General features: G+C 71.3%; 14 protein-coding genes. All 14 read right to left on the bottom strand.

Features of this window, described 5'->3' with window-relative positions; all coding sequences use genetic code 11:
* The 14 genes from SZ55_RS13655 to SZ55_RS13715 are packed head-to-tail and all read right to left on the bottom strand — an operon-like array spanning position 1 to position 12,822.
* Positions 1–1,242 carry an NAD(P)/FAD-dependent oxidoreductase gene (locus tag SZ55_RS13655; protein ID WP_044406779.1) on the bottom strand — a complete coding sequence of 414 codons (1,242 nt, stop codon included), beginning with the start codon at positions 1,240–1,242 and terminating at the stop codon, positions 1–3.
* A complete protein-coding gene (locus SZ55_RS13660; RefSeq protein ID WP_044406782.1) occupies positions 1,229–2,386 on the bottom strand; it encodes a hypothetical protein in 1,158 nt (385 codons plus the stop codon). The genes SZ55_RS13655 and SZ55_RS13660 overlap by 14 nt, the downstream gene beginning before the upstream one ends.
* Entirely contained in the window at positions 2,383–4,713 is a 2,331-nt protein-coding gene (locus SZ55_RS13665; RefSeq protein ID WP_044406785.1) for an MMPL family transporter, read from the bottom strand. Before SZ55_RS13665 ends, SZ55_RS13660 begins: the two co-directional genes overlap by 4 nt.
* Complete coding sequence (locus tag SZ55_RS13670; protein ID WP_044406788.1) at positions 4,703–5,311, bottom strand: outer membrane lipoprotein carrier protein LolA; 609 nt, start codon at positions 5,309–5,311, stop codon at positions 4,703–4,705. The genes SZ55_RS13665 and SZ55_RS13670 overlap by 11 nt, the downstream gene beginning before the upstream one ends.
* A complete protein-coding gene (locus SZ55_RS13675) occupies positions 5,308–5,733 on the bottom strand; it encodes an acyl-CoA thioesterase (RefSeq protein WP_044406790.1) in 426 nt (141 codons plus the stop codon). The genes SZ55_RS13670 and SZ55_RS13675 overlap by 4 nt, the downstream gene beginning before the upstream one ends.
* Complete coding sequence (locus tag SZ55_RS13680) at positions 5,726–7,267, bottom strand: HAL/PAL/TAL family ammonia-lyase (protein WP_044406793.1); 1,542 nt, start codon at positions 7,265–7,267, stop codon at positions 5,726–5,728. The genes SZ55_RS13675 and SZ55_RS13680 overlap by 8 nt, the downstream gene beginning before the upstream one ends.
* Positions 7,248–8,180 carry an LpxL/LpxP family acyltransferase gene (locus SZ55_RS13685; RefSeq protein ID WP_044406796.1) on the bottom strand — a complete coding sequence of 311 codons (933 nt, stop codon included), beginning with the start codon at positions 8,178–8,180 and terminating at the stop codon, positions 7,248–7,250. The genes SZ55_RS13680 and SZ55_RS13685 overlap by 20 nt, the downstream gene beginning before the upstream one ends.
* Positions 8,177–8,911, bottom strand: coding sequence for a glycosyltransferase family 2 protein (locus tag SZ55_RS13690; RefSeq protein ID WP_044406798.1), 735 nt, complete (start codon positions 8,909–8,911; stop codon positions 8,177–8,179). The genes SZ55_RS13685 and SZ55_RS13690 overlap by 4 nt, the downstream gene beginning before the upstream one ends.
* Positions 8,904–9,293, bottom strand: coding sequence for a hypothetical protein (locus SZ55_RS28030; RefSeq protein WP_152644481.1), 390 nt, complete (start codon positions 9,291–9,293; stop codon positions 8,904–8,906). The genes SZ55_RS13690 and SZ55_RS28030 overlap by 8 nt, the downstream gene beginning before the upstream one ends.
* Positions 9,286–10,953, bottom strand: a complete 1,668-nt coding sequence (locus SZ55_RS13695; protein WP_044406801.1) for an AMP-binding protein — start codon at positions 10,951–10,953, stop codon at positions 9,286–9,288. Before SZ55_RS13695 ends, SZ55_RS28030 begins: the two co-directional genes overlap by 8 nt.
* Positions 10,950–11,495 carry a membrane protein gene (locus SZ55_RS13700; protein ID WP_044406804.1) on the bottom strand — a complete coding sequence of 182 codons (546 nt, stop codon included), beginning with the start codon at positions 11,493–11,495 and terminating at the stop codon, positions 10,950–10,952. Before SZ55_RS13700 ends, SZ55_RS13695 begins: the two co-directional genes overlap by 4 nt.
* Positions 11,492–11,746 carry an acyl carrier protein gene (locus tag SZ55_RS13705; protein ID WP_044406807.1) on the bottom strand — a complete coding sequence of 85 codons (255 nt, stop codon included), beginning with the start codon at positions 11,744–11,746 and terminating at the stop codon, positions 11,492–11,494. The genes SZ55_RS13700 and SZ55_RS13705 overlap by 4 nt, the downstream gene beginning before the upstream one ends.
* Positions 11,747–11,756: 10 nt before the next feature.
* Positions 11,757–12,017 (bottom strand): phosphopantetheine-binding protein, encoded by a 261-nt coding sequence (locus SZ55_RS13710; RefSeq protein ID WP_044406810.1) that lies wholly within the window; start codon positions 12,015–12,017, stop codon positions 11,757–11,759.
* On the bottom strand, positions 11,998–12,822 hold the full coding sequence (locus tag SZ55_RS13715) for a lysophospholipid acyltransferase family protein (RefSeq protein ID WP_177329731.1): 825 nt from the start codon (positions 12,820–12,822) through the stop codon (positions 11,998–12,000). Before SZ55_RS13715 ends, SZ55_RS13710 begins: the two co-directional genes overlap by 20 nt.
* Between the last annotated feature and the right edge of the window lie 170 nt (positions 12,823–12,992).

Below are 12,992 nucleotides of genomic sequence, written 5' to 3' on the forward strand. Positions count from 1 at the left end.
TCACTGCGCCGCGCACAGTTCGCTGATCATCCGCAGCCGGCGCTTGGGCTCGGCGACGAAGGGGTTGCGGGTGTCCCAGGCGTAGCCGGCGAGGATCGAGCAGATCATCCCGCGGATCTCCGGCGAGCCGCCCTGGTAGAAGATCACGTCCTGGAAGGTGCCCTCGTACCAGCCCTCCACATAGGCGCGGAAGGCGTCCACGCCCTTCTTCAGCGGCGTGGCGAAGTCGCTTTCCCAGTCCACCTGCTCGCCGTTCAACTGACGGTCCAGCAGGTTCGCCGCCATGCTCGACGAGCGCATGGCGATGGTCACGCCGGAGGAGAACACCGGGTCGAGGAACTCGGCGGCGTTGCCCAGCAGGGCGAAGCCCGGGCCGTGCAGGGTCTTCACGTTGGCCGAGTAGCCGCCCAGGGCGCGGGCCGGGGTGTCCCACACGGCATTGGCCAGCAGGCGGCGCAGGTTCGGCGTCTCGGCGACGAAGACCTTCAGGCAGGCGTCCAGGTCCTCCGGGCGGTTGGCGTAGCTGCTGCTTTCACCCACCACGCCCAGGGAGCAGCGGCCGTTGCTGAAGGGGATCAGCCAGAACCACACGTCGCGGTACTCGGGGTGGATGGTGATGAGGATCTTCTCGCGGTCGAAGGCCGGGTCGTCGATGCGGTCCTCGATGTGGGTGAACACCGCCTGGCGCACTGGGAAGCTGGACGGCGCCTCCAGGTCCAGCAGGCGCGGCAGCACCCGGCCGTAGCCGCTGCCGTCGAGCACGAAGGCGGTTTCCACCTGGTACTGGCTGCCGTCCAGGCGCTGCACCGTCAGGCGCGGGCAGTCGCTGGAGAAGTCGGCGGCGATGATCTCCTCCTCGTAGCGGATCTCCACGCCCTGGCGTGCCGCCTCATCGGCCAGCAACTGGTCGAAGGGCGCCCGCTGCACCTGGAAGGTGCTGCCCTTGCCGGGGGTGAATTTCTCCCGGAAGTCGAAGTCGGTGTAGCGCTCGCCCCAGGCGAAGGCCGCGCCGTGCTTGACCTGGAAGCCGGCGGCCATGACCGCGTCGAGCATCCCCGCTTCCTCGACGAAGTCCAGGCAGTGGGACAGCAGGCTCTCGCCGATGGAGAAGCGCGGGAAGCGCTGGCGCTCGAGGATCAGCACGTCGTGGCCCTTGCGCTTGAGCAGGGCGGCGGCGATGGCGCCGGAGGGGCCGGCACCGATCACCACCACCTGGCGTTGCTGGACTTCAATGGACTTCATGGGGACTCCTTTCCGAAACGGTAGAGGGAACGGCCCGGGCGCGTTGGGTCAGGGCCGGCAACAGGGTGGCGATCAGTCCCATCAGCATCAGCGCGAAGTACAGCTGCGCGCTGATGATCTGCTGCTGGAACAGGAGGTTGAGGAAGACGATCTCGGTCAGCCCGCGGGTATTGAGCAGCACGCTCTGGCGCCATTTCGCCGTGCTCGCGGCCAGGCGGCCCTCGGCCCAGGACAGCCCCAGCCAGTTGCCCGCCAGCTTGCTCAGCACCGGCAGCACCAGCAGCGCACTGAACTGCACCCAGGAATAGCCCTGCCAGGCCGTGTGCCAGTCGATCTGCAGCAGGCCGTAGGCGAGGATCAGCGGCACCGCCAGCCACACCTGCAGGGCATGGAACACCGCCACCGGCAGCGGCAGGCGGAAGGGCACGCGCAGCGCCGCCATCACCAGCAGGTAGGCGATGCCGAACACCAGGGCATTGAGCTTGAGCTGTTGCAGGGTCAGCAGCAGGGCGAAGAAGGCCAGGCTGTAGACCAGCGGCGCGCGCACCCGCGCCAGGTGCAGCGCCAGCGGCAGCAGCGCGGCCAGCAGCGGCCAGAGCAGGGTAGTGGGCGCGGCGCTGCCCTGGGCCAGGCCGAACAGGCACCAGCACATCAGGTCCATCAGGATCGCCGCCTGCAGCAGGCGGCGGATGGTCGGCTCCGGGTAGCCCAGGTGACGCAGGTAGAGGAACAGCACCGGGATCGCCGTCAGGGCGAACAGCAGCCCCACCGCCACGTTCGACAGCAGGCTCGCCGCCGGCAACAGCCAGGTGGCGCAGGCCAGGCCGCAGAAGAACGGCACGAAGAAGCTCGGCAGCGCGATCTTCACGCTGGCCGCCTCCAGGCGAAGGTCGATCACGTCGCTGAGGATGTGCCCCAGCAGCAGGGTGAAGGCCACCCCGTACAGCGGCTTGAGCCAGGGCGCGGCCAGCACCTGGGCGTTGTCCAGGCCCACCGGCGCGGCCAGCCAGAGCATCACCAGCGGCAGGCCGAAGCTGGCCAGCAGCAACTGGCTGACGATGGGGATCAGCCCCAGCAGGCGACCCACCCGGGTGAACAGGGCGAACAGCCCCAGCAGGCCGATCCAGAACAGCACCAGGGTCATGCCGGTAGCTCCTGGCCGTGGGGCACGTCCGCCTGGGCCCAGGGCGCCAGCAGGAAGCAGAAGAACAGCCCGAGGCTGATGGTCAGGCCGAAATTGGCGATGGCCGGGGTCTGGCTCAGCAGCAGCAGGCCGAACGACAGCCAGCTGGTCAGGCCCGACAGCAGCGTGCCCAGCAGGCTCACCGCCGCGCCGCCCACCGCCTCGCGCATGAGGATCGCGTAGTCCACGCCTATGGCCGTCACCAGCAGCAGCCCGAACAGGCTGAACAGCGTCAGCGGCTGGCCCAGCCAGCCGAGGCAGGCCAGGGACGCCAGCGCCGCCAGCAGCGGCAGCGCCACCACCCGCAGCGCACCGCCGAGGCCGAAGGGCAGGCACAGCAACAGCAGGATCACCGCACAGGAGGCCAGCTTCAGCTCGGCCGCGCTGACCTGGGTGGCGGCGAACAACCGGTTCAGCTCACCGATGCGGTCCACCGCCTGCACGCCCTCCAGCCCGGCCGCAGCCTGCTCCAGCAGCGCCGGGGAGGCCGCGCCTTGCAGGCTGACGATGCCGGCCACCCGGCCCTGGGCATCCCGCCCCAGCCAGAGCGGGCGCCAGGCCTCGCCCAGGGGGCCGGCCAGGGCCGCCTCCAGGGGCAGCGGCGGGGTGTTCAGCAGGCGCGCGCGTTCGGCCTCAAGGGCGTCCAGCGGCAGGCCTAGGTCCAGCAGCGGCTGCCAGTGGGCGGGCAGGGCCCCCAGGGCCTGGTGCAGGGCCGCCAGGCGGCTGGGCGGTGCCGCCAGCTGGCTGAGGGCGCGGTAGCCCTGCAACTGGCCGTCGGCCACCGCCCGGTCCAGGCGCTCGGTGAGGGCGGCCTGGCGTTCCAGCAACTGGTCCTCGTCGGCGGCGCGCACCAGGAAGAACTGGCTGGTGGGCTGCAGGCCGGTGAGGCGGGCGATCTCGCGGGCTTCGTCCAGCAGCTTCGGCTCGGCGCCGAGCCACTGGCGCAGATCGTTCTGCGGGCGCACCTGCCACACCCCGGCGGCGCAGAAGGCCAGCAGGGCCAGCAGCCAGGGCAGGCTGCCGGTGCGCGCCAGCAGCGCCGTGCGGCGGGCCAGCAGGCCCTCGGCCAGGCGCAGCGGTGCCGTCGGCGGGGCCAGGCGCAGGCCGCCGAGCAGGGCCGGCAGCAGGCACACCGAGCAGAGGTAGGCGGCCACCAGCCCGGCGGCGGAGAACACCGCGATCTGGGTCAGCGCCGGGAAGGGGGTGAAGGCCAGGGCCAGGTAGCCCACCAGGTTGGTGCCCAGGCTCAGGCTGAGGCCGGGCAGGGTGGCGCGCACCGCGTCCCAGGCGCGCCAGCGCGGGTCGCTCCAGCCCTTGCTGAGATAGTGCAGCGGGTAGTCGGCGGCGACCCCGGTGAGGCTGGCGCCGAGCACCAGGGTCAGCGCGTTGATCTCGCCGAACACCAGCACGCAGGCCGTGCAGCCCGCGCCCAGGGCCAGGGCCACCGGCAGCAGGCTGAGCAGGGTGCGCGGGCGGCGGAACACCACCAGCATCAGCAACAGCGTGCCGAGGCTGGCGCCGCCGCCGATCAGTGCGATCTCGCGGCTGGCCTTGGCCTGGCCAGCGGCCGCGTGCAGCAGCCCGCTGGCGGCCAGCAATCGGCCACCCTCGGCTTCCACCTGCTGGCGGGCCTGGGCCACCTGCCCGGCCAGCCAGGGCGGGGTCTGCATGTCGAAGGCGCCGTCACGGGTGCGCAGCCGCAGCAGCGCCCAGGTGGTGTCGCCGTCCTTCACCAGCAGCGCGCCGCTGGCCAGGTCGGCCCGCACCCGCCCGGCGGGCACCAGGGCCTGCTGGCCAAGGCCGGCCAGGCCCAGCCAGTCGTCCTCGGTGGCCACCAGGCCGGTGCTGGCGAAGGGGTCGAAGAGGCGTTCGGCGCGGGCGGCGACGAAGGCCTCCGGTTGCTGTTCCAGGCGCGTGCGGTCCGCCGCGCCGAGCAGCGCCAGGCGGCTGTCCAATAGTTGCCGGCGCACGGCCGGCAGGTCGGCCTCCAGGCTCCACTGGGCACGCTCGATGTGTGGGTCGTTCTGCCAGCCCTGGCCCAGGCGCCGGGCCAGGTCGATGGCGTGCGCCGCGTCGGGGTGGCCCACCAGCAGCAGGACTTCGCGGTTGAGCGGTTCCTGCATGCGCTGTTCGGCCTGGCGCACCAGCGCATCACCGGCGCCCTGGGGCAGCAGCGCGAGCATGTCGGCGGCCACCGGCGGGCCGTTGCGCCACTGCCAGGCGGCCAGCGCCAGCAGGCCCGCCAGGGCCAGCAGGAACAGGCGTGGCAGCAGGCGCTCAGCGCGCAAGGTCGGCGGCCTCGTCGGCGGTCAGGGTGTCGGCGGCCTGGCTGGCCGGCAGGCGCAGCAGGGTGCGGTCGCCCTGGGTTTCCACCAGCTCGATGCGCTCCACCAGGGCGCCCCCCTCGATGCGGATGGCGCTGAAGATCTGTTGCAGCAGCAGGGCGCGCGGCGCCAGGTGCAGGGTCCAGTGCTGGCTGTCGCCCTCCAGCGTCAGCGCGAAGTCACGCTCCAGGCCGCTGCGGTCGCCCTTGAGCACGGCGAGGAACAGCCGGCTCTGCTGGGCGGCGACGTCCTGGTCGGGCTGGGCCTGCCACTGGCCGTCCACGCGCCGGGCGATGCCCTGGTCGCTGATGCGGTAGTCCTGGCGCAGGGGCTTTTCCAGGCGCCAGAGCAGGCCGCCTTCGCGGGCCAGGGTGAACTGGCCGGTGCTGGTCAGGGGCTGCGGCAGGGCGCGCAGGTGCTTCTCCTGCACGAAGGGCCCGCGCACCACCGCCGGGGCGGCGAGGCGCTGGGCCAGCTGGTCGAGGTCGAAGGCCTGGGCAAGGCCGCTGGCCAGCAGCGCCGGCACCAGCAGCAGGGCCCGCAGCCAGGGCGCGCGGATCATGGCAGGGCGCGCTCCACGGCATCGGTGAACACCTTGGGCGAGGCCAGCTGCATCTCGCGGCTGGCGATCTCTACCGCCACCTGCACGCTGCTGGCGCGGGTCATGCGTTCGCCGGTCTCGGCGTCGGTGATCAGGTAGTTGATCTTCAGGCGGTTCTCCCACTCCACCAGGTCCGCCCGCACGCGGATGCGCTGGCCGAAGCGCGCGCCGCGCACGTAGCGCAGCTGCAGGTCGATGATCGGCCAGGCGTAGCCGGCGTCGCGCATGTGCCCGTAGTTGTGGCCGATGCGGTCCAGCAGGGCGCAGCGGGCCACCTCCAGGTACTTCACGTAGTGGCCGTGCCAGACCACTTCCATCATGTCCACGTCGAAGAACGGCACGAGGATCTCCACCTCGGCCTGGATCACCCCGGCGCTACGCATAGAGCCTCCAGTGGCGGGCGCGGATGCGCTCCAGGCACAGGCGCAGTTCACCTTCCAGGGCGCGGTCCTCGATCACCGGCGGGAAGTCCCCGGCCAGTTGGCGGTGCATGGCGGCCAGGGGCGCGGGCAGGTCACGCTCGCCGGCGCGCTGGCGCAGCCACACGCCCTGGTTGGCGGCCAGCAGGGTGGCGGCGGCCACCTGCTCGGTCAGCTCCAGGCTGCGCAGGGCGTCGCGGGCGGCGATGGTGCCCATGCTCACCTTGTCCTGGTTGTGGCATTCGGTGGAGCGCGAGAAGACGCTGGCCGGCATGGTGTTCTTCAGCGCCTCGGCGGTCCAGGCGCTGGCGCCGATCTGCACGGCCTTGAAGCCGTGGTTGATCATCGCCGTGGCCTGGGGCGCGCCGGAGAGGTTGCTCGGCAGGCCGTGGTTGTAGCGCACGTCCACCAGCAGGGCGAGCTGGCGGTCCAGCAGGTCGGCGACGTTGCCCACCAGGTTCTTCAGGCTGTCCATGGCGAAGGCGATGTGGCCGCCGTAGAAGTGCCCGCCGTGCAGCACGCGCTCGGCCTCGGCGTCGATCAGCGGGTTGTCGTTGGCGCTGTTCAGCTCGGTCTCGATGAACTGCCGCAGCAGGCCCAGGCTGTCGGCCAGCACGCCCAGCACATGGGGCGCGCAGCGCAGCGAGTAGCGGTCCTGCAGGCGGTGCAGCGGCGCGGTCGGCGCGTCGATGGCCAGGTCCTTGCGCAGCCAGGCGGCCACCTGCATCTGCCCCGGGTGCGGCTTGGCGGCGAACAGGCGCTCGTCGAAGTGCTCGGGGTTGCCCTCCAGCGCCACCACGTTGAGCGCGGTGATGCGGGTGGCCAGTTGCAGCAGGTAATCGGCGCGGGCGTAGGCCAGGCAGGCCAGGGCGGTCATCACGGCGGTGCCGTTCATCAGCGCCAGGGCTTCCTTGGGGCGCAGCACCAGGGGCTCCCAGCCCAACTCGGCGTGCACCTCGGCGGCGCTGCGGCGCTGGCCCTGGTAGACCACCTCGCGCTGGCCGGAGAGGGTGGCGGCCACGTAGGAGAGCGGGGTGAGGTCGCCGCTGGCGCCCACCGAGCCTTCCTCCGGGATCACCGGCAGCACGTCGTGTTCGAGGAACGCCTGCAGGCGCTCCAGCAGCTCCACGCGCACGCCGGAAACCCCGTGGCACAGCGACTGCAGGCGCGCCGCCAGCACCGCGCGGGTGGCGGCCTCGTCCAGCACCTTGCCCAGGCCGCAGCCGTGGAAGGTGAACAGGTGGCGCGGCAGGGCTTCCACCTGCTCCAGCGGCACGGCCACCACGCAGGAGTCGCCGTAGCCGGTGGTGACGCCGTAGATCACGCCTTCCTTGTCCAGCAGGGTGTCGAGGAAGCGCGCGCCCTTGGCGATGCGCTCGCGCCAGGCGGCGTCGCCCTGCWGCAGGGCGGGGGCGCGGCGCTGGGACAGGGCCACGACGTGCTCGATGGACAGCGGCTGTTCGCCGAACACCACCGGTTCAGGCTGTTGTGTCGTCATGTTCGTTCCAGAACGGATAGAAGTTGAACCATTGCAGCGGTGCCAGCAGGCACAGCTCGCCCAGGCGTTGGGCATAGCGGGCCACCCAGGCCTCGATCACCGCGTCACGCTCGCCCCGGCGCCACTGCACCTGCTCGGCGAAGGGTTCGAGGTGGACCTGGTAGCGCCCGCCGATCTTCAGGCAGGTCATCAGGTTGAGCGGGCACTTGAGCAGCCCGGCCAGCAGCCAGGGCCCCTGGGGGAAGGCGGCGGGGCGACCGAGGAAGTCGACCCGGACGTTGCGACCGCCGTGCAGCGGCACGCGGTCGCCGGCAATCGCCAGCCACTCGCCGCGCTCCAGGCGTTCGCTCAATTGGAGCATGACCGCCGGGTCCAGCTCGCTGACCTGGATCAGCCGCAGGTGCGTGGCCCCGGCTTCGCCCAGCAGGCGGTTGAACTGTTCGGCATGGCGGGTGTGCACCAGCACGTTCATGGTCACCTGCTCGCTCAGCTCGGCCAGCGCGCGGCACACCTCCAGGTTGCCCAGGTGGGCGCCCACCAGCATCTGCCCGCGTGTGCTGCGCATGTGCTGGTGCAGGCCGCTGGGGTCGTGCAGGTCCACCTGGTCCAGGCCGATGCGCCCGCCCCAGATGTCCAGCTTGTCCAGGAGGGCATCGGCGAAGGCCATGAACTGGGCGAACACCGAGCCGAGGCTGGGTGCCAGCTCCGGGCGGCCGCTCCAGTCGGCCAGGCGCTGCTGGTAGTAGCGCGCCGCGCGGCGGGCCTTGCCGCCGAAGAGGAAGAAGTACAGGACGATCAGGTGCAGCAGCGGGCTGAGCACCCGCCGCCCGAGGCGCCGCGCGATCAGCGCGGTGAACTTCATCAGCAGGAAGCTGCCGCGCTCGCGCTGGTCGGCCCAGTGCTCGCGGCTCATCCCCGGCACCTGCGCCAGAGGATCAGCGGCGCGCGCAGCAACATGCCGAAGAACAGCTTGGCGTGCATCTTCGAGATCAGCGCGTTGTCGTGGAACAGGCGGAAGTGCGAGAGCCCGTCCAGCGGGTAGTGCACCTTGGTCGGCAGCCAGTGCATGGGCTGGTTGCGCCAGGCCAGGCGCACGAGGACCTCCGGGTCGAAGTCCATGCGCTTGCCGAGGCGGGTGGTCTCGGTGAGTGCCAGGGTCGGGGCCAGGGGGTAGACGCGGAAGCCGCACATGCCGTCGCGGATCGACAGCGACAGGCTGTTGATCCACACCCACACGTGGGTCAGGTAGCGGGCGTAGAGGCGGCTCTTGGGCACGCTTTCGTCGTACTGCGGGTAGCCGCAGATCAGCTCGCCCGGGCGGGCCTGGGCGGCGGCGAGGAAGCGCTGCACGTCGGCGAGGTCGTGCTGGCCGTCGGCATCCACCTGCAGGGCGTGGGAGAAGCCCAGCCGGCCGGCTTCGCGCAGGCCGGCCATGACGGCGCCGCCCTTGCCCTGGTTGACGGCCAGGCGCACCAGGTGGACGTCGGGCTGGGTGGCCAGCTGGTCCATCACCTGGGCGCAGGCGGGGCTGGAGGCGTCGTCCACCAGTACGCAGGGCAGGCCGTGCTGGCGCAGGGCGTCGACCACCAGGGGCAGGGCGTGCTCGTGGTTGTAGACGGGGATCACGGCGCAGGGCTTAAACATTGCGCGCTTCCCCTTGAAGTACGTAGGTGTCTGGCTGATTGCCGTGCATGGCGGACAGCCCCTGTTTCGCCTTGCCGGGCGAGTTTCTTTTTTCAGTCGCCAAAAAAGAAACCAAAAAGGCTTGCCCCTGCATCCGGCCCCGGCTTTGCCGGGGTGCCCTCACTCCGGTGTCGCTCCGGAGGTCGGCGCGACAGGCCATCCATGGCCTGACACGCCTCTCGCGGCATCCATGCCGCTCGTCCTCCTGCGCAACGCCTGCATTCGGCCTCCTGAAGGGGCGTTTGCCCCGCCCACCTTCTGAGCAGGGCATGAGCAGGTGTTCGCCGATCCAGAGCGGCAGGTTCATATCCACGGTTGAGAAGGCAGCGCTGGTGTTACGCATGGTCGGCCACCAGCAGGATGCGCCCGGAGGAGCAGGCGGCTTCGCCGTTGCGGAAGGCGAAGTAGAGCTTGCCCTTGTCGGTGTCGAAGCGCAGGGACAGCTGCAGGCGGTCGCCGGGGCGGACCAGTTGCTGGAACTTGAGGACTTCCATGCCGGCGAAGCGCGGGGGCAGGGTCATCACCTGGCGGGCGAGGTGCTGGGCCCAGTCGATCTGCACCACGCCGGGCAGTACGGGGGTGGCGGTGAAGTGGCCGGAGAAGTGGGCGAGGTCCAGGGGGACCTCCAGCTCCAGGCGCCATTCGCCGTCCTGTTCGTGGGCGCTGAGGGGTTCGACGCGGGTCGGGCGCGGGGCCTTGAGCTGGGCGTCCACCTGCACCTGGGGCAGCTTGCCCTGGCTGCTCCACGGCAGTTGCCGCACCAGGCGCCAGCGGCGCGGCAGGGCGATGGCTTCGCAGTGGCCGGCCAGGTGTTTGCGCAGGGTTTCGGTCAGGGCGCGGCGGCCGCCGTTGCGCAGGGCGTGCAGGCCCTGGGGCGAGAGGGCGACCAGGGCGCCGAGGAAGGCGCGGTTTTCCTGCACCACGCCCAGGCGCGCTTCGGCGACGAAGGGGTGCTCGCCGAGGGCCTGTTCCAGCATGGGCAGGGAGATGCGTTTCTCTTCCAGCTTGACGATGCGGTCGAGGCGGCCGAGCAGTTCGAAGCGGCCGTCGGCGTCGATGCGCACGGCGTCGGCGGTCTGCTCGCGGTGCCCCTCGGGCAGGTAGGGCGAGGTGAGGTGCAGGGCGCCGTCGGCGTCCTGGCCGACCACCACGCCGGCGAAGGGCGTCCAGCGGCTGCCGCCCTGGCGCCAGGCGATGCCGCCGGTTTCGGAGCTGCCGTAGATTTCCGTCGGCCACTGACCGAGGCGCTGCTGCAGGGCTTCGGCGGCGTCCGCCGGCAGCGCACCGCCGGAGGAGAACACCCGGCGCACGGCGGCCAGGGCGGGCCAGTCGAGGTTGTCGCCCATGCGTTTGAGCAGGGCGGGGCTGGCCACCCAGGCGAAGCCGGCGGGCGCGGCGGCGAGGCTGGCGCGCTGGAGGTCTTCGGCGAAGGGCTGGGCGCGGCGCACGAAGGGGCGGCCGGCGGACAGCGGCCAGAGCACGCGGAACAGCAGGCCGTAGATGTGCTGGGCGGAGACGCTGGCGACCAGGGTGGCGCCGGCCAGGTCGGCGCCCCAGAGCGCTTCCAGGGCCTCTACTTCGTTGCCCAGCTGGCGCAGGGTCTTGCCGATCAGCTTGGGTTCGCCGCTGGAGCCGGAGGTGCACAGGGTCAGCCGGCAGTGCTCGGGGTCGAGGGCGGCGGCGGGCAGGGCCGGGCCGTCGAGGCCGTCGAGGCTGTCGAGCCAGAGGTCGCAGCCGTCGGCCAGGCGCCGGCGGGTCTCGGGCTGGGCGTCGGCCGGCAGCAGCACGTCGACGCCGGCACGCCAGGCGCCGAACAGGGCGATGGCCAGGTCTGCGCCGTCTTCCAGGTACAGGGCCACGCGCTGGGTGCCGCGTGCCTGCAGGGCGCCGGCCAGGGCCAGGGCACGCTGGGCGAAGCCGGCGTGGTCAAGGGCGGGGTCGAGTGCCACCGGGCGCCCGGGGTGGGCGTCGAGCAGCAACTCCTGTGGGACGATCCAGGTCACGCGAATCTCCGTACACGCTGGCGCACCAGCCATTCCCCGGCGAACAGCAGCCCCATCAGCAGGTAGGCGATGAGGCCGGTATAGAGCGTCCACCAGGCCAGCGGCGCCCACAGGGTGAGGGCGGCCGCCACCAGGCCGTTGAGCAGGAAGAACAGGGTCCACACCGCCGTCACGCGGCGGGTGTAGCGCACGGCCACCTCAGGCAGCTCGGGCTCGCGCAGGCGCGCCAGGCGTTCCACCACGGGCATGCCGTGCAGCAGGCTGGCGCCGAACAGGCCGAGCAGCACGGCGCTCATCAGCACCGGGTACCAGCGCAGCAGGTCGGCCTGGTTGGCCAGCCCCAGCAGCAGGCAGAAGCCCAGGGCGGCGAAGGCCGTCAGGCGGCTGCCGGGGCGCTGCGCGCTGCCCAGGCTGCGGGCCAGCCAGAGGCCGCCGAGCAGCAGGGCGAACAGGCGCGGCGAGAGGTGCTCCATGCCGTAGTACACGGCGAAGGGGTAGCCCAGCCCGGCCAGCACCAGCAGCAGCCCGACGAGCCGGCTCATTCGGCGGAGTTCACCAGGCGGTGCACGGCCTCGACCACGTCGCCCACGGTGCGCACGGCCTTGAATTCCTCGGCGGCGATCTTGCGCCCGGTCTGGCGCTTGATGTGGTCGATCAGGTCGACGGCGTCGATGCTGTCGATCTCCAGGTCTTCGTAGAGGTTGGCCGCCAGGGTGACGCGCTCGGGCTCCAGCTCGAAGAGCTCGACCAGGGCGTCGCGCAGGGTGGCGAAGATCTCATCACGGTTTTGCATCGCGGCCCCCTCAGGCGGCTTTCTGTGCCGACACGAAGGCCGCGAGGCTGGCCACGTTGGCAAAGTGTTTGCGGGTGTCCTTGGCTTCGGCGTCGATCTTGATGCCGAAGCGTTTCTGGATGGCCAGGCCCAGTTCCAGGGCATCCACCGAGTCCAGGCCGAGGCCTTCGCCGAACAGGGTCTGCTCGTCGCCGATGTCTTGCGGGCCGATGTCTTCGAGGCCGAGGGCCTCGATGATCAGGTTCTTGATCTCAAGTTGCAGAGCGCTCATCCAGGCCGAGCTCCTTCATGAAATGGTGGTGGAGATGGTCGTTGAGGCGGCGCGAGGCGATCGGCGCCGGCCCCTGGTCGGCGAAGGCCTTGGGATCGATGTCCTGGCCGACGCGCAGATGGAAGTGGAAGCGCCGCGACGGGATGCTGTACCAGGGCTCGGCCTTGGTCAGGGTGGTGGGCGTCACGCTGATGGTCACCGGGGTGACGATGCGTGCGCCGCGCAGGGCGATGGCGGCGGCGCCCCGGTGGAACTGCGGGGCCTGCCCCGGCGTGGTGCGGGTGCCTTCGGGGAAGACGATCAGGGTCTGGCCTTCCTCCAGCACACGGGCGGCCTCGTCGAGCATGTCCATGCTGCCGCTGTTGCTGATGTACTGGGCGGCGCGGATCGGGCCGCGCATGCAGGGGTTGTCCCAGAGGCTCTGCTTGACCACGCAGTTGGCGTCGCGGATCAGGCCGATGAGCACCACCACGTCGATCAGCGAGGGGTGGTTGGCGATGACCATCTGCCCGGGGCGGCCCAGGCGTTCGGCGCCTTCCACTTCATAGGTGAGCACGCCGCTGCGGTGCATGAACTGCACGAACAGCCAGAACAGCCGGCTGGTGGTGGCGCGGGCGCGGCGGCGGTGGTCGGTGGCGTCGCCCGGCAGCAGCGAGAGCAGGGGGAACACGAGGATGCGCAGCAGCACCCCGCCGATGCCGAACAGGGTGAAGGACAGGGCGGTGGCGATCAGGCGCCACCAGTAGGGCGCGTCGGGACGCTCGATGCGGGCCTGCTGGGTGAGGAAGCGCTCCGGTGCGTTCATCGGGCACCTGCCGTGCGGGCGGTGGGGAGCGGGGCGCAGGGGCTCAGGGTCGGTTGCGTTGCCAGGTCCATGTACGGCTCTTCCAATGATGCTGAATACGTGGCAAGTCCAGGTGCAGGGCCCGCAGCAGGCCCAGGGCATGGGGCCAGGCGGCGGGGGTGGTCTCCGCC

Origin of the sequence: Pseudomonas sp. FeS53a (genome assembly GCF_000931385.1) — a bacterium.
Lineage (GTDB): Bacteria > Pseudomonadota > Gammaproteobacteria > Pseudomonadales > Pseudomonadaceae > Metapseudomonas > Metapseudomonas otitidis.